The sequence below is a fragment of the Shewanella sp. Sh95 genome (assembly GCF_001308045.1).
Taxonomy (GTDB): domain Bacteria; phylum Pseudomonadota; class Gammaproteobacteria; order Enterobacterales; family Shewanellaceae; genus Shewanella; species Shewanella xiamenensis.
This window is the reverse complement of the sequence record NZ_LGYY01000232.1, coordinates 15,156-40,501: the sequence shown is the minus strand read 5'-3', so window position 1 is coordinate 40,501 and position 25,346 is coordinate 15,156. Positions and strand designations below refer to the sequence as shown.

The window sequence follows — 25,346 nt, the reverse complement described above, 5'->3', positions numbered from 1 at the left end:
ATGCGTATTTTGCATCATTACCCTCACATGAATAACCAAGTAGGAATCAGTATGCGGATCAGTGCCAATTTTGATGGCGGAAATATCCAAGTCATTAATCTTGATAATAAAGACGATATTCAACTGGCAATCCGTCCCGATGCGGGCGGTGAGTTTTATCAATGGTTCAACTTCCGATTCGAAGGTGATGTGGGAAACCAGTACACCTTAAATATTATCAATGCGGGCACCGCTTCCTATCCTAAGGGCTGGCAGGATTACCACGCAGTCGCCAGTTACGATCGTCAGCATTGGTTCCGTGTACCAACTCAATATATTGATGGCAAACTCAGTATCCAGCTTGAACTTGATTGTGATGCGATTCAAATCGCTTACTTTGCGCCGTACAGCTATGAGCGTCACTTAGATTTACTCAGCAACGCGCAATTACATCCCGATGTAAATCTTGAACATTTAGGCTTAACCTTAGATGGCCGTGATATTACCCTGATGAAAGTGGGCGATGGCAATCCTGATAAACGCAATATTTGGATCACCGCAAGGCAACATCCCGGTGAGACTATGGCGGAATGGTTAGTCGAAGGCTTAGTGAATCGTCTGCTGGATAATGATTGTCCAACCGCAAAAGCACTGCTCGATAAAGCGAACTTCTACATTGTGCCTAATATGAACCCGGATGGCAGCGTAAGAGGCCATCTGCGTACCAATGCGATTGGGGTTAACCTTAACCGTGAATGGCAAACCCCGAGCTTAGAAAGAAGCCCTGAGGTCTACCATGTAGTGCATAAGATGCAGCAAACGGGCGTAGATTTATTTTACGATGTCCATGGTGATGAAGGTCTTCCCTATGTTTTCCTCGCGGGTTGCGAGGGGGTACCAGCTTACAATGAGCGATTGGCGCAGCTGCAAGCGGACTTTAGTCAGGCACTAACCTTGGCCAGTGCCGATTTCCAAACCGAGTTTGGGTACGCTAAAGACGAGCCTGGTCAAGCCAACTTGACCGTGGCGTCTAATTGGGTGGCGCAAACCTTCGATTGCTTGTCGAACACCTTAGAAATGCCTTTTAAAGACAACAACAACCTGCAGGATCCGTTTGTGGGTTGGTCACCTGAGCGCAGTATTTATTTAGGCGAAGCGTCATTGATTGCCATGCTCGCCGTGGTTGATAAGTTAAGATAGGTGCGACTATGGCATTAATCGAATGTCCAATCTGCCGTAAACGGATGTCGAGCAAAGCGCCAGCTTGCCCGCATTGTGAGGCAAAAACCAATGGTGACAATAGCTCGCTCGCTCGGATCAGTCATATCCAAAAGTCCAGCAGCTTAATGAACCAAAGCTTTGTCGCCATGACGCTGTTTATTGCGGGGGTGGTGATTTGGTTTTGGGGCGGTGAGCCCGCTGAAGGTTTACGCGCGACCATTGGCGCCATCTGTTTTGTCTTTGGTTTTGTGGGCTATTTAATTACCCGCGTTAGAATCGTATTACATAAGCGAAAGAGTGTATGACCGACATTAATCAAGTAATCGACCAAATGCCTGAAGAAGTCTATGAAAGGCTGCGTAGCGCTGCTGAATTAGGCAAATGGGAAGATGGCACAGTATTGACCGAAGCCCAGCGTGAATCGACTCTTCAAGTGGTGATGCTCTATCAGGCGCGCCGCTTAGATCAAACGGAGCATTTCACCATAGGTGCTGGCGGAAAATTAAATGAGCTGTCAAAGGCGGAGTTGAAGAAACAATTCCGTGGCGAGTCGATAGCCGAGTTTAAAGCTGACGACCTGTAATCTCAGTTGACGCAACGTAGTAAAAAGCCCACTAATGTGGGCTTTTTACTACGCAAAGTTGCGATCCTTAATCGGGGCTGAGCTCACCAACTAAGTTTTGTAACATAGCAGCCTTAATTTCGCTCGGCTTTAAGTTTTTCGACAGCAGATAATGCAACTTAGCCAATGCAGCCTCAATGGTCATATCTGCGCCACTGATCACGCCTGCTTTAGCGAGGGCATTTCCCGTTGCATAACCGCCCATATTCACTTTGCCTTGGAAACACTGAGTCAGGTTCACTAACACAATTCCCCGTTCATCCGCTTGCTTTAGGGTATCGAGTAATGCCGTATCCTGTGGCGCATTACCTACACCAAAGGTCAGTAAAATGAGCGCCTTAACGGGTTGCTGCAGAATATTCTCAAAAATCTGCGTGGAGATACCTGGGTAGAGGGTGACCACACCTACGGGTTGCGGACTGATATTAGCGACTTCTAACGGTTTATCGCTTGGCGTGGCAATTTTACCTGCGCGCAGATTAATTTTGATCCCCGCTTCAAGCAGTAAGGGGAAGTTTGGTGAGGCAAATGCATCGAAGCCGTCGGCGTGGGCTTTGGTGGAACGATTGCCACGGAATAGTTTGTTATTAAAGAATAAGCACACTTCAGCCACTGGATAATTAGCAGCGATATACAAAGAGTTGAGTAGGTTGGTTTGGCCGTCGGAACGCAACTGCGCCAAGGGGATTTGTGAGCCGGTGACAATAACAGGCTTTGACAGGCCTTGAAGCATAAAGGATAAGGCCGATGCCGTGTAGGCCATTGTATCAGTGCCGTGGAGGATCACAAAGCCATCGTACTTGTCATAATTGGCTTTGATATCATCGGCAATCATTTGCCAGTCGGTCGGTGCCATGTTTGATGAGTCGATGAGCGGGCAGTACTCGTGGATCACAAACTCAGGCATTTCAGCATGGTAAAACTCGGGCATGGATTGGACGCATTGGGTCAAAAATCCTGCTACTGGTGCAAAGCCATTATCGGTTTTTTGCATGCCTATGGTGCCGCCCGTGTAGGCGACATAAATGGAGCGTTTAGTCATTCTTGTCGTTATCTTAGCTGCAAGTGAGCTAATTATACGATTTTACAGGCATAAACCCAATAAAAAAGCCCGAGGTATCGGGCTTTTGTGTCTTTCATCTTGAGTCTGCGCTAGTTGATCGCACAGCTGTCACAATATACATACACATGATTAGGGTCGTTAAAGGCCGCGATAGTCTTTAAGCTACCGGTCCATTGGCTCAGCATTTGCTCAAGCAGCGTTGAATGGCTGAGTGAAGCGGGTAAATAAGCCGACACTGAAGCAAACATTTGCTGCACAAAACGCTGCTCAGGCGTGAGTTCTTGCTCAATCACACGGGTGTCAAACAGGCTTAAATCCGCCAGTTTAGCGGCTTTGGCGACAGCTTGGTCGATATCACCTAGCTCATCAACTAAGCCTAATTCTAGAGCTTTTTTACCACTCCACACACGGCCTTGGGCGATGTTATCCACTTGTTCTAAGGTCATTTTTCGTTCCTTAGCCACCAGTGAAATAAAGTCTAAGTAGCCACGCTCAATATGGCGCTGGATTACCGATTCAATTTGTGGCGAGAGGGTGCGCGTGACTGATAAACCCGCCCATTCAGAGGTTGATACGCCGTCGGTATGAATGCCTAAGCTGGCGAGTGAATCTTCGAAGGTGGTGATCATCCCGAAGATGCCGATAGAGCCCGTCAGTGTTGTTGGTGTCGCGAAGATATAATCGGCGCTGGCCGAAATCCAATAACCGCCGGATGCCGCAAGGCTACCCATACTGACCACCACAGGTTTACCCGCCGCTTTGAGGGCGAGTAATTCTTGGCGGATTTGCTCCGAGGCAAAGGCGCTACCGCCAGGGCTGTCAACTCGTAACACCAGTGCTTTAATATGTTTATCAAATCGCGCCTTACGAATGAGTTCAGCCGTGCTATCGCCACCAATCTGGCCGGCGGGTTGGCTGCCATTTAAAATAGTGCCGCTTGCAACGATAATACCAACACTGTCTTGCTCAACAAAGCTTGGCAGAGGTGTCACTAGGGTTAAATAGTCGTAAAAGCTGACCTGCTTAAAGCTGTCACCCGACTTTTCTTTACCCACGGTCTCAAGCATAACTTTGCGGAAATCTTCATCGGTCGCTAGGGTATCGACCCATTTCATATTGAGGGCCATAGTCGCAGAATCGCCCTCAGCCTTATCGAGTTGCGCGAGGTAATTTGCCGAGTCTAAAACCAAGGCTTTGGTATCAATTTGGCGATTTGTCGCCACCGTTTGAGTGTAACTTTGCCAAACATCAGCAAGTAGGACGCTGTTCGCCTCTCTGGCCGCATCTGACATATCGTCACGCATATAAGGTTCTACTGCGGATTTAAACGTCCCAACACGGAAAATATGTGCTTTTATCTTGAGTTTTTCGAGGGCGGATTTGAAGTATTGGTTATACATACTTAATCCCTCAAGTGAGACGCTACCTTGAGGGTTGAGATAGATGGTATCGGCAAAACTGGCAAGAAAATATTGGTTTTGTTCGTAATAGTTACCAATCGCTACAACCTTTTTGCCGCTTTCTTTAAAACGATTTAAGGCGTCGCCAATGGATTGTAATTTGCTGATCCCCGCACGCTTTAGCTCTGCCAAGTCTAAGACTATAGTGCTTATCCTGTTATCGTGCGCCGCATTATCAATCACATAGATAATATCCGCCAGTAGGATTTCGCCATCGCTGCTGCCGTTATTACCTTGCTTGAGTGCGGCTTCAAGTGGGTCGACCTGTTGTTTTTGATCAACAATCGATCCCGCAAGATTAAGTACCAGTGCCGAATTATCTTCGACCTGAATATCTTCACTACTGCCAATGACAATCAGAATCATGGCGAGGAGGCCAAAAAAGATCAGGTTGAGTATGAATTTACGGATCCCGTTAAGGGCGTTCCAAATGAATAAGCATATTCTCTTGAAAAACGATGGGTTAGCGGACATTAGCCACTCCTTTGCATATCGAATGTGCCAATGCTAACTGAAAATCTCTTCACTGGCTAAACACAATTGTAAAGGTTTTTAACTTTTAACCCGTTAGCAACAGTTGAGCTTACATTTGACTCAAGGTATGCTCATTTAAATCACTTGTTTAAAAAGGATGTTTGAATGTCGTTTCCCCATTTATTAGAACCCTTAGATCTGGGATTTACCCAGCTCAAAAACCGTGTGTTGATGGGCTCCATGCACACGGGGTTAGAAGAAGAAAAGGGCGGATTTGAGAAACTGGCAGCGTTTTATAAAGAGCGCGCGTTGGGCGGTGTAGGATTGATCGTCACTGGCGGAATTTCACCAAACCTACGTGGTCGATTGACTCCCCATGCTTGTCAGTTGAGTTTCCCCTGGCAAGTGGGCAAGCACTGCATTGTGACTCAAGCGGTGCATGAAGCCGGAGGTAAAATCTGTATGCAAATCCTGCATGCTGGCCGCTATGGTTATCATCCTTTTTCGCAGGCACCGAGTAAAATCAAATCGCCGATTACTCCCTTTACGCCTTCTGCCATGTCGAGCCGTCAAGTACGCGCCACCATTAAGGATTACGCCAGTTCAGCCGCCTTAGCGAAAAGAGCAGGGTACGATGGCGTTGAAGTGATGGGCTCTGAGGGGTATTTGATCAACCAATTTATCAGTTCCCGGACCAATACGCGCACCGATGAATGGGGCGGCAGTTTTGAAAAACGCGCGCAATTTCCGCTAGAGATTGTGAATGCCATTCGCGCCAAAGTGGGCAAAGACTTCATCATTATCTTCCGCTTATCCATGCTCGACTTAGTCGATAACGGCTCCACTTGGGACGAAGTTGTGCAACTGGCCAAATGGCTTGAAAATGCGGGAGTGTCTATTATCAATACTGGGATTGGCTGGCATGAGGCCCGCGTGCCAACCATTGCGACTAGCGTGCCCCGCGGCGCCTTTGCTTGGGTAACTGAAAAACTTAAGAAGTCGGTTTCAGTGCCCTTGATTGCCACAAACCGTATTAATACGCCTGAGATTTGCGAGCAAATCATCGCCTCTGGTCAAGCGGACATGGTATCTATGGCGAGGCCGTTTCTGGCCGATCCTGAGTTTGTGAATAAAGCGGCGGCCAATACGCCAGAGCTGATTAATACCTGTATTGGTTGTAATCAGGCCTGTTTAGATCATACCTTCTCTCTGAAACGTGCCACTTGCTTGGTCAATCCTCGTGCCTGTTATGAGACCGAAATAAACTTTTTACCTACCAATAAAAAGAAGCGAATTGCAGTGATGGGCGCGGGTCCCGCAGGCATGGCATTTTCGGTGTATGCAGCGATGCGTGGTCATGAAGTCGTGCTTTTTGAGGCGAAATCAGAGGTGGGTGGTCAGTTTAATCTGGCACGTAAAATCCCAGGAAAAGAAGAGTTTAACGAGACAATCCGTTATTTCCTCAATCAAATCAAACTGTATAAAATTGATCTGCGCTTAAATACCCGCTTGGATGCTAAGGTACTGGAAACCGAAACGTTTGATGAAATCGTCATTGCTTCCGGCGTGGTCCCGCGCGAGTTGAGCTTGCCAGGATTTGATAGCCCCAAAGTGGTGGATTATCAACAGGTGCTGACGGGCCAAGCTACGATTGGCAACAAAGTGGCCCTGATTGGTGCTGGCGGTATTGGCTTTGATATGGCGCATTACCTCTGCGAATCTGAGTCTAGCACCCTCAATCCTGAAAAATGGTTAAAGCAGTGGGGTATAGACAAGCAATATCAGCATGCGGGTGGATTAGCCGAGCCTGAAGTGGATAATAGCGATCACAGACAAGTTTATTTGCTGCAACGTAAGACCTCTAAGATGGGCCAAGGTTTAGGTAAAACCACCGGTTGGATCCACCGTTTAGTGTTAAAACAGCACAATGTGAAAATGAAAACCGGCGTCAACTATGAAAAGTTTGATGACGCTGGCCTACATATTCGGGTTGGTGAGCAAACTGAAGTGCTAGCCGTGGATAATGTGATCCTCTGCGCCGGACAAGAATCAAACCGCACCTTAGTCGATGAGATGAAAGCAACGGGTATTCCGGTGCATTTGATTGGCGGTGTCGATGTTGCCGCTGAGCTGGATGCAAAACGGGCCATTCGTCAAGGCGCCGAGCTTGCTATGCGGCTGTAGTTTTTAAGCGGTTTCACCAATAAAAAGCCTGAGTCTGACTCAGGCTTTTTGTTGATTGATATGAAGATAAGCGCTTATCTATATGAGTGGGCCATTTGCTTAGTTGGGTAAATGCCCATAACTGACGACTCGAGTGACTTGCCTCTGGCCATTGGTGTGTTGCCAGACCATTAAAAATTTGGCTTTGCCGTTAAACTGCCAGTTTCTTGGCTGCAAAATTTATGTACACCCTCTGTTATCGCGCCAAAGTCCTTGATGGGATAGGGGCTTGAAAGCTTTCTTAGACGCGAGTGAGCGTGAGTATTGACCGCAGGCAAAGTTTTTGGTGTTGTTGATCATCGACTCGCGAACCCAAGTCACACCCGAAAATGCCTAAGAGTTTAAGACAACTATTTTAGTCTTCAACCACTTCTTGCTGTGGCACGGCTTTGAGGTTGGCGGTTTTACGTGTAGATGTAGACTGAGCGCGGGTGTGGCAAGAATAGGTCACCACGGCAGCGCCTTCGGGCGATAAGTCGAGTTCTAAATCTTCGCTGGGTATACAGCAGCAGGGCAGACATTCGTCGGCATTGAGAACGGCTAGAGGCTCGGTTAAATAGCTGACACGACCACTAAGCACTTTTGTTTTACAGGCACCACAAAAGCCACTACGACATTCAGAGAAAATTCTGACTTTTTTGGCTTCAAGAGCTTGCAGTAAAGAGCCGTGCTGCGGGGTAAATAGCAGCACAGGTTGCCCTTGCAGGCGCACAATGGGCGCCTTGGCAAAGGGATTATTCAATGGATGGCTCTTTAGCTGGTTCGACTTAGTCATTTCGTAATCTAGTCATTTCACAATCAAAAGTGATTAGAGATCGAAATCAAGAAATTCATCACTGTCGACGGCTGCATCGATTTGGCCGACCAGATAGGATGACACTTCCACTTCTTGCGGAGCAACTTGCACTGCGTCACTCTCTAACCAGTTTTTCATCCATGGCAGTGGGTTAGTTTGTTCTGCATAAGGTAGCGGCAGGTTAACTGACTTCATCCGTTGGTTGGTAATGTACTCAACATATTGGCAGAGGATCTGCTCGTTTAGACCGATCATTGAGCCGTCTTTGAACAGGTATTTCGCCCATTCTTTTTCTTGTTCGGCGGCTTTTAGGAACAGGTTATAGGCTTCCTGTTGGCATTCTGCGGCAATCTCGGCCATCTCAGGGTCGTCTTTGCCGCCCTGCATAATGGTTAAGATATGCTGAGTGCTGTTTAAGTGCAGCGCCTCGTCACGGGCGATAAGACGAATAATTTTCGCGTTACCTTCCATAAGCTTACGCTCAGCGAAGGCAAATGAGCAGGCAAAGCTCACGTAGAAGCGAATGGCTTCGAGCGCGTTAACTGACATCATGCACAGGTACAGTGCTTTTTTCAGGGTGCGGGTATTTACCTCTAAAGGCTCACCATCAATCACATGGGTGCCTTCACCGAGTAGATGATATGTCTGGGTTAATTTGATGAGGTGATCGTAGAACTCTGCAATGTCTGTGGCACGGCGCAGGATCTCATGGTTCACCACGATATCGTCAAAAATCACTGAAGGATCGTTGACGATATTGCGAATAATGTGAGTGTATGAGCGCGAATGAATTGTCTCGGAGAATGACCAGGTTTCAATCCAGGTTTCTAACTCAGGCAGTGACACTAATGGCAAAAAAGCTACGTTAGGCGAGCGACCTTGAATTGAATCGAGCAGCGTTTGGTATTTCAGGTTCGAAATAAAAATATGCTTTTCATGATCGGGTAGTGAGTTGTAGTCGATTTTATCGCGGCTCACATCGACTTCCTCTGGGCGCCAGAAGAAAGACAGCTGCTTTTCAATTAGTTTTTCAAACACTTCATATTTTTGTTGGTCATAACGTGCGACGTTTACCGATTGTCCGAAAAACATGGGTTCACGGGTGGCATCGTTGGGTGTTTGGCAAAAAGTAGAGTAGGTCATGGTACGAGTATTCCAATAAGTCGGGATCCCATTGGGATCCCGCAACCGTTAACATTGAAGATTAGATTTTGCAAGCGCCGCCAGCACAGCCGTCATCTTCTTTCTCTATGTTGGTAATGTCATCGTGTTGATCCGATGCTCCATCGCGAGTGTTATGGTAGTACAGCGTTTTTACACCTAACTTGTAGGCATTGAGTAAGTCTTTTAGCAGGGTCTGCATTGGGACTTTACGGCCCTCAAAACGCGCTGGATCATAGTTTGTGTTGGCCGAAATCGCTTGGTCAACGAACTTTTGCATGATACCCACAAGCTGTAAGTAACCTTCGTTGCTTGGCATTTGCCATAACAGCTCATAGTTGTATTTCAGCTCATCGAAATCAGGCACTACTTGTTTTAACTGGCCATCTTTACTGGCTTTCACACTGATCAAGCCGCGTGGCGGTTCGATACCGTTGGTGGCGTTTGAGATCTGTGATGAAGTCTCAGACGGCATCAGTGCAGACAATGTCGAGTTACGTAAACCATACTCTTTAATGTCGTTACGCAGCGCTTCCCAGTCTAAATGCAATGGCTCACTGCAAATCTTATCTAGGTCACGTTTGTAGGTATCGATAGGTAAAATACCTTGAGCGTAAGTCGTCTCATTAAATAATGGGCACGCACCTTTTTCTTTCGCCAGATTCATTGACGCTTTGAGCAGATAAAACTGAATCGCTTCAAAGGTCTTGTGAGTCAGATTGTTCGCGCTACCATCGGAGTACTTCATACCATTCTTCGCTAAATAGTTAGCGAAGTTGATAACACCAATCCCTAAGGTACGACGGTTCATCGACGAAATCTGCGCCGCTTTGATTGGATAATCTTGGTAATCCAGCAGGTTATCTAAGGCTCGCACGGCTAAATCAGCTAATGGCTCCAATTCCGCTAAATCGGTAATTGTCCCTAGGTTTAATGCCGACAGTGTACAAAGAGCGATTTCGCCGTTTGGATCGTCAATGTTATTCAATGGCTTAGTCGGCAGCGCGATTTCAAGGCAGAGGTTAGACTGTCTGATCGGTGCAACTTTTGAGTCAAATGGACTGTGGGTGTTACAGTGATCCACGTTTTGAATGTAGATACGGCCCGTTGAAGCACGTTCTTGCATCATCAATGAGAACAGATCCACCGCTTTTAATGTCTTTTTGCGAATGCTGCCGTCTTGCTCATATTGCAGATATAAACGCTCAAATTCAGCTTGGTCTTCAAAGAAGGCATCGTAAAGACCGGGTACGTCCGATGGGCTGAACAGGCTGATATTTTCACCTTTGATCAGACGTTGATACATCAGTTTATTCAGTTGCACGCCGTAGTCTAAATGACGGATACGGTTATCTTCAACGCCACGGTTATTTTTCAGTACTAGCAGCGATTCAACTTCTAAGTGCCAAATAGGATAGAAGAGGGTGGCTGCACCGCCGCGCACGCCGCCTTGCGAGCACGATTTCACCGCAGTTTGGAAATACTTGTAGAAAGGTAAGCAACCCGTGTGGAAGGCTTCGCCACCACGGATTGGGCTTCCTAATGCACGGATACGACCGGCGTTGATACCGATACCAGCGCGTTGGCTCACGTATTTTACGATAGATGATGCTGTCGCGTTGATTGAATCCAAGCTATCGCCACATTCAATCAGTACGCATGAGCTAAACTGACGAGTCGGGGTACGCACTCCCGCCATGATAGGCGTTGGCAGTGAAATCTTAAAAGTCGATACTGCGTCGTAAAAATCTTTGACGTATTGCAGACGCGTTGCCTTTGGATAGCGGGCAAACAAACAGGCCGCCACCAGAATATAGAGGAACTGGGCGCTCTCATAAATCTCGTGGGTGACGCGGTTTTGAACCAGATATTTACCTTCAAGCTGTTTAACGGCTGCGTAGGAGAAGTTCATATCTCGCCAATGGTCGATATAAGTATCCATAATATCGAGTTCTTCGCGGGTGTAATCCTGCAGAATATGCATATCATACTTACCCAACTCTACCAGCTTAGTGACATGGTCATATAACTTGGGTGGCTCGAACTGACCAAAAGCCTTCTTACGCAAATGGAATACGGCTAAACGCGCAGCCAGAAACTGATAATCGGGTGACTCAGGGGAAATTAAATCCGCCGCAGATTTGATGATCGTTTCGTGGATAGCTTCGGTTGGGATCCCATCGAAAAACTGTAAATGCGTGCGAAGTTCAACTTCAGAAACAGAAACGTTTTTTAACCCCTTGGCTGCCCAAGTAATTACGCGGTGTATTTTGTCGAGATCAATTGTCTCACGTGCACCACAGCGTTTTGTAACTGTCATATTGCTATTCATTGAAGAGAGGCCTTGGTTCTGATATCTGTTCAGGTGAACTAAGTCACCGTACGTTTCCTTGTAAAACAATCAACCTGAAAACCCTTAATACTGTTGACTATGGTGAAAATAGTCGATTTAGCGGGGAACTTCTAGTGTGTCTGATTGCTACCTATACACAAGATATGGTGTTTTAAATAATCTGAGATACAAGATAGTGAGGTTTGCTATTATTTGCAAGTCTCAATTTAGGGGGTATCTTGTGGATATCTTGAGGATAAAAAAATGCGTTAGTAATGACTAACCCTGTAGCTCAAATTGAGATTAGCGTGCGTCTGATATGGCGAATTTTTATTCCGATCCCGCAGTGTGATCGATCGCTAAAATAAGCAGCGATCACGATCGCGGGGATTGACCCATAGCGTTAATTCTATTAATAGCTATCAGCACGAATCCTGATTCGTGCTTATTTTGTTAACGCTTGGCTTAGTGCCGAATGTAAATTCGAAGGCGTCGTAAACTGTGCATAGGCAGGCCATGCATCGGGTGTATCGTCCTCGCCCAAATATCCCCACAGCGCTACACCGCCGAGCATGCCCGCCGCTTGAGCCGCCAGTAAATCCCGCTCAGCATCACCTAAGTAAAGGATTTGCTGTGGCTTGCACTGCAACTGCTGCGCGCCCAATAGCATAGGTGCGGTATGGGGCTTAGGGTAACGGGTCGAATCGCCGCTGATCATCACTGGCATACGCGAGCTGAGCTTAAGCTTATGTAACAGGGGACGAGTAAAGCGGGCAGGTTTATTGGTGATGACTCCAAATGGCACGCGGCATAACTCGAGCCAGTCAAGCAGTGGAGAAATACCTTCAAACAATTGGCAATGGTCGCCATTGATCCTTTGATAGTGGGCAAGGAGTCCTTGCTGGACTTGGGTGCGTAGCACCTCATCTGCGCCTGGAATGGCCGCATCGACTAAGGCAAAGCTGCCATGGGAGGCGGCGCTACGCATGTCTGCAAAGGGTTTTGCTGCAATACCGACATCAGACAAACTGAGGTTAAGGGCCTGAACCAGATCCGGCGCGGTATCGGCAAGAGTACCATCAAGGTCGAATAAGACCCCTTTAACCTCAGCTAAACTCATCTTAATCTGCCTTTTGCGTTGCAATCATATAGTTTACATCGACCTTAGATGTGTACTTAAAAATCCCTGTTAACGGGTTATAAGTGATCCCAAGGGCGTCTTTACAGATGAGGTCGGTGTTATCGACTAACTCAATCAATTCGGAAGGTTTAATAAACTTATTATGATCATGAGTGCCAATCGGTAACATCTTCAGTAGATATTCAGCACCGATAATGGTTTCGACAAAGGATTTAACATTGCGATTAATCGTGGAAAAAAACACAAAACCACCGGGTTTTACCATATCGCAGCAGGCTTGGATCACTGATTGGGGATTGGGTACGTGTTCGAGCATCTCCATGCAGGTCACCACATCATAGTATTCGCGGTGATCTTCCCTATGAGCCTCGGCGGTGTTTTTCACGTAATTGATGCTCACACCGGTTTCCAGCGCATGCAAGCGTGCAACTTCTAACGGTTCTTCACCCATATCAAGACCATCAACCACTGCACCGATGCGCGCCATGCTTTCGGATAAAATGCCACCGCCACAGCCGACGTCGAGCACTTTTTTACCAAAAATCCCGCCAGCAGTTTGATCGATATAGTTTAAGCGAAGGGGATTTAATAGATGCAGCGGTTTAAACTCGCCATTGAGATCCCACCAGGTTTCGGCCATACGTTCAAACTTTGCGATTTCCTGTGGGTCTACGTTGGTATTCTGTTGCATGCGATTACCTAAAGCGGCTGAATAGTGCGGCTATTATAACGACAATGGTGGATAAACACAGTATTGGCTGATTCTAAGTCTTTGTGGTTGAGTGAAATTTCAGCAATTATCATTAATTCTTAAACACTTTGTGAAGCTGAGCGGTTTTTCTGCTCGGATATTAATCAAGTCTTGGACTCAATTTCGCCATTAACAACCGATTTTATCGGGTTTAAAAGTGCAAATTGACAGTGTTTTCATCTATTAAGCCACATCCTTCTCAATTCGCGCAGGATAGGTCTGGCGACATTAAATAACTGTGTTAGAATGCCAAATCACGTTTTTGGGCCGCTCAATGATACGGATTATGCGTTGTCGGCTAATTTTCAGGGGAACGAGCAGTTTATGACTGATCTGGCATCATCTATTTCGCCAATTAATATCGAAGACGAACTAAAGAATTCGTACCTTGATTACGCCATGAGCGTCATCGTAGGACGTGCATTACCAGACGTGCGTGATGGCCTTAAGCCTGTACATCGCCGCGTGCTGTTTGCCATGAGTGAATTGAAGAACGATTGGAACAAGCCGTACAAAAAGTCTGCCCGTGTGGTCGGTGACGTGATCGGTAAATATCACCCCCATGGTGACTCGGCGGTATACGACACTATCGTGCGTATGGCTCAGCCTTTCTCACTGCGTTACACCTTAGTCGACGGTCAAGGAAACTTCGGTTCGGTTGACGGTGACTCTGCCGCGGCAATGCGTTATACCGAAATCCGGATGGATAAGTTAGCGCACCAGCTCCTCGCCGATCTTGAAAAAGAAACCGTTGACTATGTGCCAAACTACGACGGCACAGAACAAATTCCTGCGGTATTACCGACACGCGTACCTAACCTGTTGATTAACGGTTCATCGGGTATTGCGGTGGGTATGGCGACGAACATCCCACCACACAACTTAACTGAAGTGGTTAAAGGCTGTTTAGCGCTGATCGCCGATCCTGCGCTGTCGATTGAACAGCTCATGGAATATATTCCTGGCCCTGATTTCCCAACGGCGGCGATCATCAATGGTCGTAAGGGCATTATCGATGCGTACAAGACGGGGCGCGGCCGCGCCGTTATGCGCGCGCTGGCTGAAGTCGAAACCGAAGATAACGGCCGTGAACGTATTATCGTCACCGAAATTCCTTATCAGGTGAACAAGGCGAAACTCATCGAGAAAATCGCTGAGCTAGTTAAAGATAAGAAGATTGAAGGCATTAGCGGTCTGCGCGATGAGTCTGACAAAGACGGTATGCGCATCGTTATCGAAATCAAGCGTGGCGAAGTGGGCGAAGTTGTTCTGAACAACCTCTATGCCCAGACACAAATGCAATGTTCTTTTGGTATCAACATGGTGGCTTTGACCAATGGTCAGCCTAAGTTGTTCAACTTAAAAGAAATGCTCGAATGCTTTATCCTGCACCGCCGTGAAGTGGTGACTCGCCGTACCGTATTCGAACTGCGTAAAGCGCGCGAACGCGCCCATATTCTTGAGGCATTAGCGGTCGCGCTGGCCAACATCGACCCGATTATTGCGCTGATCAAAGCTTCGCCAACGCCAGCAGACGCTAAAGTCAAACTGGTTGAGCAGGGCTGGGCGCTCGGTCATGTACAGGGCATGCTTGAAAAAGCGGGTGATGATGCGGCGCGTCCTGAATGGTTAGAGCCAGAATTCGGTATCCGTGACGGCTTATATTATCTGACTGAGCAACAGGCTCAGGCGATTCTAGAGCTGCGTTTACACCGTTTAACCGGTCTTGAGCACGATAAGATCATCGCTGAATACGAAGAGCTGCTCGAGTTCATCGCAGGTCTGCTGTTTATTTTGCGCAGCCCTGAGCGTTTGATGGAAGTGATCAAAGAAGAGCTGGAAGAAATTCTTGCTGAATATGGCGATGCCCGCCGCACGGTGATCAACGCCAACGAAATTGATATGAGTCTTGAAGACTTAATCAACGAAGAAGACGTGGTTGTGACCCTGTCGCACTTAGGTTACGCCAAATACCAACCGCTGAGCGATTACCAAGCCCAGCGCCGTGGTGGTAAGGGTAAAGCCGCAACTAAGGTGAAAGACGAAGATTTCGTTGAAAAACTGCTGGTTGCGAACACCCATGATACGATTCTGTGCTTCTCAGATTTTGGTAAGATGTACTGGCTCAAGGTCTATCAGTTACCGCTGGCGAGCCGCACTTCCCGTGGTCGTCCGATTGTTAACTTGCTGCCGCTGGCCGATGGCGAACGCATTACTGCGATTCTGCCGGTGCGTGAATACGCTGAGGACAAGTACATCATCATGGCGACCTCTAACGGTACCGTGAAGAAGACTGCGCTGACAGCTTACAGCAACCCACGTGCTAACGGCATTATCGCTGTTAACCTCAAAGACGGTGACCAACTGATCGGTGTCGATATCACCAATGGTGATGATGAGATCATGTTGTTCTCGAACGAAGGTAAAGTGGTTCGCTTTAAAGAAGGCGAAGAAGTGGCCGTCCTCGATGAAAATGGCAACCCAGTGCTGGATGAAGAAGGCAATCCACAAATCAACTTCAAGGGCGTGCGTCCAATGGGCCGCGGTGCGACTGGTGTTCGCGGTATCAAGCTTGAAGAAGGCCAAAAAGTGGTGTCTCTCATCGTACCTAAGGGCGATGGCGCTATCTTAACCGTGACTGAAAACGGCTATGGTAAACGCACTGAACTGTCTGAATACCCATCGAAGAGCCGCGCGACCAAAGGTGTGGTATCGATCAAGGTGAGTGAGCGTAACGGTGCAGTTGTTGGCGCGGTACAAGTTGGCGGTAATGACGAAATCATGCTGATCAGCGACAAAGGTACCTTAGTGCGTACGCCGGCGAACGGTGTGTCTATCATCGGCCGTAATACCCAAGGTGTGACCATTATCCGCACCGCAAGTGACGAGAAAGTGGTTGGTCTGCAACGTATCGATGAGATCCAAGGCGACGAAGATGACGTCGAGCTGGATGAAAACGGTATGCCAATCGTCCCAGTTGTCGCTGAAGGTGACTCTGTTCAACAAGAGCCTTTAGAGGAAGAGGATGAACTGGAAGAAGAATTAGACGAAGATGAAGAGCTTGACGACGAGCAAGACGAAGACTAATTCGAAAGCATAAAAACGAGCGTCCAATTGGACGCTCGTTTTTTTCATGGCAACGTTTTATTTTATGAATTCTAATATCATGGTTTGTAAATAAGGAGAGTGGCAGTGAGCGCGATTTATAATTTCTGTGCAGGTCCTGCGATGTTACCCGCAGCGGTAATGAAAAAAGCACAACAGGAATTACTCGATTGGAATGGGCTAGGTGTCTCCGTGATGGAAGTCAGCCACAGAGGTAAGGAATTTATCGCGCTGACCAAGCAAGCTGAGGCGGATTTACGCGAGCTGATGCACATTCCACAAAACTATCATGTGTTGTTTATGCACGGCGGTGGTCGCGGTCAGTTCTCTGCCGTTGTGAATAATTTTTTAGGCAACCAAGGCCGAGCCCTGTATTTAGTCAGTGGCCAATGGTCTTCTGCGGCATTAGCCGAAGCCCAAAAGCTGGCGGGCGACGCGCAAATTGATAGCCTTAACATTATTGAAAAACATAATGGACTCAATGCAGTAGTGCTGCCTGATCTGCATAAGATTGATGCCGATTACCGTTATGTGCATTACTGCCCAAATGAGACAGTTGATGGTATCGAAATTTTTGATGAGTTAGACAGTCCATGGCCGATTGTCGCCGACCTATCATCTACCATTATGTCTCGTGAAATTGATGTCAGCCGTTACGGCTTAATCTATGCTGGCGCACAGAAAAACATTGGTCCTTCGGGCTTATCCATTGTGATCGTGCGTGATGATATGTTGAAACTGCCGAGTTTACCGCAGTCATCCATTATGGATTATCGTTTAGCGGTTGAACATGATTCTATGTTTAACACGCCACCGACCTTTGCCTGGTACTTAGCGGCCGAAGTGTTTGCTTGGCTTAAATCGATTGGTGGAGTGGCCAGTATCGCGAAAATCAATCAGCAAAAAGCGCAAATGCTATATGCCTGTATCGACGCCAATCCTTTCTATAAAAATGGTGTGGTGGCTGCGAACCGCTCACAAATGAATGTGACCTTTCAACTGGCTGATGAATCCCTTGATGGCGCCTTCTTAAAAGAGGCCGAAGCGGCGGGCTTAGTGGCTTTAAAAGGGCACCGAATTGTCGGTGGTATGCGTGCAAGCCTATACAATGCAATGCCACTGGAAGGTGTTGCCGCGTTGGTGACATTTATGAACGAGTTTGCAGTTAAACATCACAAGATTTAGTCCGCGCTCACCCTAGAGCACATAAGTTTTAAGCTGTTATACGCAAAAAGCGAATGCACATGTGCATTCGCTTTTTTGTTAGTTGAATTACGCCAAGTTTCTTACCCTGATAAGCTTGCGGCAATGGCACTTGTACCGAGCAAGCCTGTGAGCCGGCACGCATAACAGACCAATATACATAGTAATCTATGGGTAAGTTTTATCTTATTGTTTATCATCATTAAAAGTTGATATTTTGTTTTTTACCATAAGATAAATTACCAGGAAACCACTGATGGATTTAGCCAAGCTTTCGCGTATTAGTATGAAGCACTTAATCACTTTACACGTGATGCTCGATACTCTGAGCGTTACCGCCAGCGCTGAGCGCTTATGCTTAAGCCCTTCATCTGTCAGTAAAACCTTAAGTCAGCTTCGAGACAGTTTGAATGATGAACTGTTTTACCGTAATGGTAATTCACTGGTTTCAACACCTTTAGCCAAACGATTAGGCCCAAGCGTGCAACAAATGATCAATGATATGAATCAGATCATGAGTCAAGATGCGTTTACCCCAATAAACTATGAGGGACGTTTTTCGCTTGCAATGCGTGAAAGCACCTTTGAACTGCTGGCCGCCAAACTTAGCGCCCATATTTTGAGTTTGGCGCCCCATATTCATCTCGATATTTACAGCAAAGACAATATTGGTTTTGATGGACTCATTAATGGCTCGTTAGACTTTGTACTGTTACCCCATGATTTGAGTCAGCCTAATCCTTCGCAAGATGATCTAGTGTGGGAAACCTTGTTCAGTGATGAAATGATTTGCTTAATGAATGCATCCCATCCCTTAGCCAAACAATCGCATATCAGCTTTGATGACTACCTAAGCTACAGCCATATAGGCATCACAGATACGGATCTGAGTACACCTTATTTTGATATTTTACTCGCTCAACAATCTAAAAAGCGTGCCGTCCCCATTTCAGTGCCAGACTTTGGCAGCGCGGCGTTAATGTGTCACAACAGTGAACTGCTGTTTACCTGCTCGCGCCGCTGGGCATCCATCGCGAGCCAAGCCAAAGGCTTAACCGTGAAACCGTTACCCATCGAATATGGAAAAGTGGCTTACAGCCTCGTTTGGCATAAACAAAGTATGAAGGATCCCGCGCTACGCTGGCTGTACGAGCAGATCCTACTTTGTAGCCGTTAAAGGTAGATGGACGGTAACACGATATTTGTTAAACCTCGCTGGGTAAGAGAGGCCGCTAAGGCTTCAATATCCGTCTGTGTGCAACTAGGCCAAGTTAACGCTTCATCAACCACGCCATGGTGGTGAAAGGCGTTTAATTTCACCCGCGTATCGGCACCGAGTCTCAGTAAATAGCAAGATAGCGCGTCTATTTCCTGTTCAAAATCCGTAATGCCTGGAATATGCAGCAATCTTACTTCATACAGTTTTTGCTGCTGCGCCAAAAGTTCAATTGATTTGAACACCGCATGGTTATCTCTCCCGGTAATGTACCTATGGGTATCTCGTTGCCACGCTTTAAGATCCACCATAGCGCCGTCTAAAAAGGGCAGCAGTTTATGCCAGCCCGTGAAGCTCAAACTGCCATTGGTATCAAGCATACAGGTTAACTGTGATAACTGCGGTGAGGCCTTAATCGCTTTAAATAATTCAATAATAAATGGCAGTTGTAGACTTGCTTCACCACCGCTCACTGTAATGCCATTAATAAAGTGACGCTGATGGTGAAGAATCGCCAAGATTTCTTCAACAGTGTATCGGGTGACTTTGGGATTGGCTTGTTGTGGACACACAGCAAGACAAATATCGCACTGGCTACAACGTTCTTTATCCCAATGGATTTGATGCTTATTGTTAGCCTTTATCAATGTCAGCGCCTTGTCAGGGCAGGTGGCAATACAATCGCCACAGCCATCACATAATCCGATGGTATGTGGGTTATGGCAGTTTTTACATTGATAGTTGCAGCCCTGCAAGAATAACACGAGCCTGCTGCCAGGTCCGTCGACGCAGGAAAACGGCAATAGCTGACTAACTATTGCCTGTTTATTTATGGCCGATTTATTGAATGACACAGGGGGAGTGCTCATGGGCAATAACGCGTGCTTGGCGTTGCAATATTCCGGTATTTTGTGCTGCTTCTGCCCCTAAACCCGTGGTATTAAGGCGCGAGCCGCATTGTTTAAATGCTTCAATATCAGAGCGTTTTACCATATAGCCAGTGACGCGCATTAAATCGTTAGAGGCCACATTGGCGGTAAACTCCCTAAAACCTAGCTCAAGCGCCGCTTTACACAGCTGGAACATCGCTTGAGGATTCGATTTGACAGTTTCATCGATAGTCAAAATATCGCTGATCCCCGCCGTATAATACTGGTGATGCTGCGCGAGGGCTTGAATATGAGCGATGGGATTGGGTTCCGTGCCATAGGGAATACGAACACCTGGCGTCACGTCTTTATCGAGGCTAATACCGCCCTGTGAATGCAGCAGCGCTCGTCCATGGTAGCCATAGGTGACGGGCGTGGATTTTACTATGGAATCGAGGGCGGCAGAAATACGGTAGCCAAGTTGGTTTGCATCCATGCTAAGGCCATAACCTGTGGGTTTGTTTGATTCAGATAATTTGTCTGTCTCACTTGTCATCTGAGCTTGCAGAATATTCACCGCTTCAGCCATACCGTAAATACCAAACATGGGGGCAAAGCGCGATTCATCAATCAATTGTTCTTTAACTAAAAAGCTATCAAAGAAGTGCGACTCTTGATGTAAAAATGCTGAGCGCGCCTCGATAAGTTCGAAGGTGAGTGAGCAGTAATAGGGCAAGACACACTCAAAAAAGTCATTGATTGATGTGGCCTTTAATGCCACTTCTTTCAGATTGAGTCTAACTAAGGTATTAGCACCGCCTGCTAATGGTAAGGCATTGTAGCAACTCACAATACCAAAGCCGCGTTTGTCAAATGCACTGGCATGCAGAGGATAGTTGGCGATATGCGGTTTACTGCACTGACAAATATTGGTGGCCGCAATTTGCAATAATTCATCCGGCGTGACGGCGGGGTCATACATAAAGGTCAAATTGGGGGCAACTTGTTTGAGCTCGGCATCAATACGCAGTAGGGTACGGCAAACAATGTTGTCTGTCGGGCCAATATTGACGTGCATAAAGGCGTCGGGCAGGGTTCTGTCGAGCATTATCCAGAACAGCTTTAGTTTACGATAAAGGGCATCCGCATCCATTCCTTCCACGAAAGGCATCAAAGTATCGTCCAACTGACCCAAATACACGGGGATATTGGTCACCGATGGCACATGGTGATACAGAATCGTTAAGGCATTGAGAGCTTCATCTAAATCCTGTGCAGGTGAAAGTTCTAAATATTCAGAGCCTTGCTGAAGATAACGGGCATAATCTGGCAATACATAGCGTGGTTTAAACGGTGTATGGCCTTCAAACATATCGCAGATCACGCCATCATTCATCGCCGCGTTTACCTCAGTCGATATCGGCATGTAGGGCAAACTTGCCTCAGCCTCCAACGCTAAATAGTTAGATTTTTGCTTAGGTGAAAGCTGCGAGTTCGTGACGATTTGCATTAATTTATCTTGTAATAACATGGCGGAATACCCACAAGTTCAATAATGACGATTAATCTACTCAGCAGCTTTGGCTTTAAAAAGTGAAAATTACCGTAGCCCCGATTGATAAAATGGAAATCCGCCGATTGAGATCACAACGTGCGGTTTATTGTGATAAGACCGTGGAGTCAACATCATTCAAATAGGGTTTTACGATTGAAAATAAATGCTTAAAGGGTGACGATGGCGTGGCTTATGAGGTTTTTTGGGGAGAAACGAAAAGGAAGACTCGTCAATCCAAACTAAATAGAACTTGAGTGTAATATTTACAAGCGATAGATAACTCTGCTGCATCCTAGATAGAGAATACAGCAGAGTAACTAGATGGTTAAAAAGTACTAAATCGCGTGTATTTAAAGCACTTGTATTTAAAGCGTGTATTTAAAGCGTGTATTTAAAGCACTTTGGCAATCGACTTAGCTAAGTAATCCACATTGTCTTCGCTAATGCCTGCAATGCTAATGCGGCTTGAACCCACCATATAAATGCTAAATTCTTTCTGTAGACGCGCCACTTGCTCTGGATTAACTCCAAGGAAGGAAAACATGCCTTTTTGGCGAGCGATAAAGCTAAAATCGCGCTCAACGCCATTGGCTTTGAGTTTTTCAACTAAAATCGCGCGGTTACCATTGATGCGATCGCGCATCACTTTGAGCTCATCAAGCCATTCTTGAGTTAATTCTTTTGATCCTAAAATCGTCTCAACAATCGCCGCGCCGTGGGCTGGCGGCATGGAGTAGAGGCAGCGAACCACATAAAGCAGTACAGATTGCGCGATATTGGCGGTATTGGCATCTTTGGCAATCACAGAGCAGGAACCAATACGCTCACGGTACAGACCGAAGTTTTTCGAGCATGAGCTGCACAGGATCATATTATCGACCGCGGCAGCCATTTTACGCACGCCGTAGGCATCAATATCAACACCATCACCAAAACCTTGGTAAGCCATGTCGATAAGCGGGGTAAAACCTTGCTCTTTGGTGAGGGCAACCACTTTGTCCCATTGCTCAGTGGTTAAATCCATCCCACTTGGGTTATGGCAACAAGCGTGAAATAACACCACGTCATCAGGACTCACTTGCGATAATGCAGCAAGCATCTCATCAAATTTCAATGATTTACTATCGTAGTCATAATAGGGATAAGTTTTTACTGTGATCCCAGCAGCTTCGAATAAACCGGTATGGTTAGCCCATGTAGGATCGCTTACCCACAATACCGCATTAGGATTGCAGCGCTTAATAAAGTCACCCGCAACACGCAGGGCGCCTGTACCGCCGGGTGTGGAAACTGTACGAATACGGTTAGCGATAATCGCGCTATGATCACTGCCAAAGGCTAATTGTGTCATCAGGGTATTAAACAGAGGCGAGCCGGTTGGACCGATATAGACCTTTGTCGTCTCCGTTTCTAAACGAAATTTCTCGGCTTTTTTTACACAATTGAGAATGGGGGTGTTTCCCGCGGGGTCTTTATAAACACCGACACCTAAGTCTACTTTCTGTGGATGTGTGTCTTCGCGGTACTGGGTCAACAAGCCGAGGATCGGATCCGCAGGCATTGCGATGAGTGAGTTAAACATAGCTCCATCTACCTTTCTAGTTATTAAGCGACAGCATGAATCACATAGGATGTGCGTGATTTATCGATTGAAACCTAGGATAACGTGAATAGATGAAAACTTTAAAGTAAAAATGGTGTTTAGAGACCAATTAGTCTGGCAAAAAAGCCTGCCGAAAAAGCGTTTAGATCACAATTTCACCCATTATATTTAGTATTTTTGTTATTTTTAGGCTGACTTGAGTAAATTTCCGGTTTCAAAAGCCATTTTTTAGTAAAAAACGGTTGAATCCTGCGTCACTATCGGTAATTTTATAACGACGAAGCACCAACAAGGTCCCCAATCTCCTTTTATTAGTAACGTAAACTTGACGTCCTGTAGCGTGAAGTTGCCATTAGCCTATTCAGTTCGCGTGATGACATCAATCACGCCCAAAGAGAAAGAAGATTTATTCATGAAGCAATTACGTCTTGAACCTGTTGTGCAAGTCCGCGGTGAGATCAATATTCCCGGCTCAAAAAGTATTTCAAACCGCGCTTTATTATTGGCGACCTTAGCCAAAGGTACCACCACGCTCACCAATCTGCTCGACTCCGATGATATTCGCCACATGTTGGCGTCTTTAAAGCAGTTAGGGGTTGAATACCGTCTATCGCAAAACAACACTGTCTGTGAACTCATAGGGTTAGGTGGGACGATTTCGGCAGACAGCGCGCAAACGCTGTTTTTAGGTAATGCGGGCACGGCAATGCGGCCATTGTGTGCTGCGCTGACCTTGGGGCGAGGCGAATTTACCTTAACCGGCGAGCCGCGCATGGAAGAGCGTCCTATCGGTGACTTAGTCGATGCCTTAAGGCAACTTGGTGCCAATGTTGTGTATTTAAAAAATGACGGTTTCCCGCCTCTAACCATTAATGCGACAGGTCTTAATGGTGGCGATGTGGAAATTGCCGGCGATCTGTCTAGCCAATTCTTAACGGCGTTGTTAATGGTTGCGCCCCTTGCGAAAGGTAGCGTGAATATTCATGTTAAGGGAGAACTGGTTTCTAAGCCTTATATCGACATCACCTTAGCGCTGATGGCGCAGTTCGGGGTTAAGGTCATCAATCATGATTACGCACGCTTTGAGATCCCCGCCGGGCAGCAGTATGTGTCACCGGGTAAAGTGTTAGTAGAAGGGGATGCCTCTTCCGCATCTTACTTTTTAGCGGCGGGTGCCATCAAAGGCGGTGAGGTGAAAGTCACTGGTGTTGGCCGTTTAAGCATTCAAGGCGATGTGAAATTTGCCGATGTGCTGGAAAAAATGGGCGCTGATATTGAGTGGGGCGATGATTATATTATTGCCCGTGGCGCGCCGTTAACTGCGGTTGATTTAGACATGAATCATATTCCCGATGCGGCGATGACCATTGCTACCGCAGCATTGTTTGCTAAGGGCACAACCACCATTCGTAACATTTATAACTGGCGCATTAAAGAGACCGACCGTTTGGCGGCGATGGCAACTGAGCTGCGTAAAGTCGGCGCGTTAGTCGAAGAGGGACATGATTATATTCAAATCACGCCGCCAGCTGTGCTGAATACCGCAGAGATTGACACTTATAACGATCACCGCATGGCCATGTGCTTCTCCATGCTGGCCTTTGCCGATTGCGGGATCACTATTAATGATCCTGACTGCACCTCGAAAACCTTCCCTGACTATTTTGCTCAATTTGCCAGTCTGAAGGCCTAACGTTTTCAGCTAACAGATTGACTTCTGACCATATCAAACAAAAGAAGCCGCATTTGAGCGGCTTCTAAACTTCATAAAAAATCCACGGATTTTATTTGTATATTATTGTACAATGCGGCGCGCTCATTTTCGGGGCTCTACTTATGAACTCACGGATGATGATTATTTTTTGCGGAGGAATGTATGTCTGAACGGGCTCCTGTAGTCACAATCGACGGCCCAAGTGGTGCTGGTAAAGGGACAATTAGCCAATTATTAGCTAAGCATCTAGGTTGGCAACTGCTTGATAGTGGTGCAATTTATCGAGTACTTGCACTAGCTGCCATTCATCACGACGTAGAATTGGAAAATGAAGAGTCCATCACCTTGCTAGCTTCACACCTCGATGTGAAATTTTTAACGGGCAATGAGAAAGATCCCGTTCAAGTGATCTTAGAAGGTGAAGACGTCACCACAGCTATACGTACCCAAGAATGTTCAAATGCAGCCTCTAAAGTGGCGGCGTTTCCCCGTGTTAGGGAAGCCTTATTGCGTCGCCAACGAGCCTTTAGAACGGCACCGGGATTGATTGCCGATGGCCGCGATATGGGGACGGTAGTTTTCCCAACTGCATCGGCTAAATTATATTTAACGGCATCGGCACAAGAGCGGGCTCAAAGACGCTATAATCAGTTGCAGGACAAGGGCTTCGATGTTAATATCGAGCGCCTTTTAGCTGAAATTATCGAACGTGATGACCGCGATATGAATCGTCCTGTGGCACCATTGGTCCCAGCCGAGGATGCGCTCGTTATCGATACAAGCGATAAAGGTATTGATGAAGTACTGGAGCTTGCGCTCAACTTTATCAAGCAAAAATTATCCAGCACTAACTAAAAT

The 25,346-nt window shown here is 46.7% G+C and carries 19 protein-coding genes; 9 read left to right on the top strand and 10 right to left on the bottom strand.

What is annotated here, in order from left to right; all coding sequences use genetic code 11:
• The first annotated feature begins 51 nt into the window (after positions 1-51).
• The 3 genes from AEA42_RS16940 to AEA42_RS16930 are packed head-to-tail and all read left to right on the top strand — an operon-like array spanning position 52 to position 1,783.
• Positions 52-1,179: a M14-type cytosolic carboxypeptidase gene (locus tag AEA42_RS16940; RefSeq protein ID WP_037418855.1), complete on the top strand. Its 1,128-nt coding sequence runs from the start codon at positions 52-54 to the stop codon at positions 1,177-1,179.
• Between the two features lie 8 nt (positions 1,180-1,187).
• Positions 1,188-1,505: a hypothetical protein gene (locus AEA42_RS16935; RefSeq protein WP_039977219.1), complete on the top strand. Its 318-nt coding sequence runs from the start codon at positions 1,188-1,190 to the stop codon at positions 1,503-1,505.
• Positions 1,502-1,783, top strand: coding sequence for a DUF1315 family protein (locus tag AEA42_RS16930; RefSeq protein ID WP_037418861.1), 282 nt, complete (start codon positions 1,502-1,504; stop codon positions 1,781-1,783). Before AEA42_RS16935 ends, AEA42_RS16930 begins: the two co-directional genes overlap by 4 nt.
• 67 nt (positions 1,784-1,850) lie before the next feature.
• Here the strand turns inward: AEA42_RS16930 and ansA are convergent, their stop codons facing one another.
• Positions 1,851-2,864: an asparaginase gene (ansA, locus tag AEA42_RS16925; protein ID WP_037418865.1), complete on the bottom strand. Its 1,014-nt coding sequence runs from the start codon at positions 2,862-2,864 to the stop codon at positions 1,851-1,853.
• 110 nt (positions 2,865-2,974) lie between these two features.
• Positions 2,975-4,819 (bottom strand): signal peptide peptidase SppA, encoded by a 1,845-nt coding sequence (sppA, locus tag AEA42_RS16920; protein WP_055648356.1) that lies wholly within the window; start codon positions 4,817-4,819, stop codon positions 2,975-2,977.
• Positions 4,820-4,984: 165 nt separating this feature from the next.
• Between sppA and AEA42_RS16915 the strand changes: the two genes are divergently transcribed.
• On the top strand, positions 4,985-7,003 hold the full coding sequence (locus AEA42_RS16915) for an NADPH-dependent 2,4-dienoyl-CoA reductase (protein WP_055648355.1): 2,019 nt from the start codon (positions 4,985-4,987) through the stop codon (positions 7,001-7,003).
• A gap of 394 nt (positions 7,004-7,397) precedes the next feature.
• Here the strand turns inward: AEA42_RS16915 and yfaE are convergent, their stop codons facing one another.
• The 5 genes from yfaE to ubiG all read right to left on the bottom strand — a co-directional run bounded on the left by yfaE (position 7,398) and on the right by ubiG (position 13,163).
• Entirely contained in the window at positions 7,398-7,817 is a 420-nt protein-coding gene (gene yfaE, locus AEA42_RS16910; RefSeq protein ID WP_055648354.1) for a class I ribonucleotide reductase maintenance protein YfaE, read from the bottom strand.
• 33 nt (positions 7,818-7,850) lie between these two features.
• Positions 7,851-8,981, bottom strand: coding sequence for a class Ia ribonucleoside-diphosphate reductase subunit beta (nrdB, locus tag AEA42_RS16905; protein ID WP_037418877.1), 1,131 nt, complete (start codon positions 8,979-8,981; stop codon positions 7,851-7,853).
• 61 nt (positions 8,982-9,042) lie between these two features.
• Complete coding sequence (gene nrdA, locus AEA42_RS16900; protein ID WP_055648353.1) at positions 9,043-11,331, bottom strand: class 1a ribonucleoside-diphosphate reductase subunit alpha; 2,289 nt, start codon at positions 11,329-11,331, stop codon at positions 9,043-9,045.
• Between the two features lie 445 nt (positions 11,332-11,776).
• Positions 11,777-12,451 (bottom strand): HAD-IA family hydrolase, encoded by a 675-nt coding sequence (locus tag AEA42_RS16895; RefSeq protein WP_055648352.1) that lies wholly within the window; start codon positions 12,449-12,451, stop codon positions 11,777-11,779.
• Between the two features lies 1 nt (position 12,452).
• Positions 12,453-13,163 carry a bifunctional 2-polyprenyl-6-hydroxyphenol methylase/3-demethylubiquinol 3-O-methyltransferase UbiG gene (gene ubiG, locus AEA42_RS16890; protein ID WP_037418885.1) on the bottom strand — a complete coding sequence of 237 codons (711 nt, stop codon included), beginning with the start codon at positions 13,161-13,163 and terminating at the stop codon, positions 12,453-12,455.
• 384 nt (positions 13,164-13,547) lie between these two features.
• On the opposite strand from ubiG, the gene gyrA reads away from it, so the two are divergent.
• The 3 genes from gyrA (at position 13,548) to AEA42_RS16875 (ending at position 18,708) form a co-directional block, all read left to right on the top strand.
• Positions 13,548-16,310, top strand: a complete 2,763-nt coding sequence (gyrA, locus tag AEA42_RS16885; protein ID WP_037419047.1) for a DNA gyrase subunit A — start codon at positions 13,548-13,550, stop codon at positions 16,308-16,310.
• 105 nt (positions 16,311-16,415) lie between these two features.
• Complete coding sequence (gene serC, locus AEA42_RS16880) at positions 16,416-17,513, top strand: 3-phosphoserine/phosphohydroxythreonine transaminase (protein ID WP_055648351.1); 1,098 nt, start codon at positions 16,416-16,418, stop codon at positions 17,511-17,513.
• A gap of 274 nt (positions 17,514-17,787) precedes the next feature.
• The gene (locus AEA42_RS16875) at positions 17,788-18,708 is read left to right on the top strand and encodes a LysR family transcriptional regulator (RefSeq protein ID WP_055648350.1); all 921 of its coding nucleotides are present in this window, start codon (positions 17,788-17,790) and stop codon (positions 18,706-18,708) included.
• Here the strand turns inward: AEA42_RS16875 and AEA42_RS16870 are convergent.
• From AEA42_RS16870 to AEA42_RS16860, 3 genes are all read right to left on the bottom strand, one after another.
• Positions 18,705-19,616 (bottom strand): YjjW family glycine radical enzyme activase, encoded by a 912-nt coding sequence (locus tag AEA42_RS16870; protein WP_055648349.1) that lies wholly within the window; start codon positions 19,614-19,616, stop codon positions 18,705-18,707. The genes AEA42_RS16875 and AEA42_RS16870 overlap by 4 nt on opposite strands.
• Entirely contained in the window at positions 19,588-21,147 is a 1,560-nt protein-coding gene (locus tag AEA42_RS16865) for a YjjI family glycine radical enzyme (protein ID WP_055648348.1), read from the bottom strand. Before AEA42_RS16865 ends, AEA42_RS16870 begins: the two co-directional genes overlap by 29 nt.
• Before the next feature lie 415 nt (positions 21,148-21,562).
• Positions 21,563-22,753, bottom strand: coding sequence for an amino acid aminotransferase (locus AEA42_RS16860; RefSeq protein WP_055648347.1), 1,191 nt, complete (start codon positions 22,751-22,753; stop codon positions 21,563-21,565).
• A gap of 433 nt (positions 22,754-23,186) precedes the next feature.
• On the opposite strand from AEA42_RS16860, the gene aroA reads away from it, so the two are divergent.
• Positions 23,187-24,467, top strand: coding sequence for a 3-phosphoshikimate 1-carboxyvinyltransferase (gene aroA / locus AEA42_RS16855; protein ID WP_055648346.1), 1,281 nt, complete (start codon positions 23,187-23,189; stop codon positions 24,465-24,467).
• A 183-nt stretch (positions 24,468-24,650) separates the two neighbouring features.
• Positions 24,651-25,343: a (d)CMP kinase gene (gene cmk, locus AEA42_RS16850; protein WP_037418896.1), complete on the top strand. Its 693-nt coding sequence runs from the start codon at positions 24,651-24,653 to the stop codon at positions 25,341-25,343.
• The last annotated feature ends 3 nt before the right edge of the window (positions 25,344-25,346 follow it).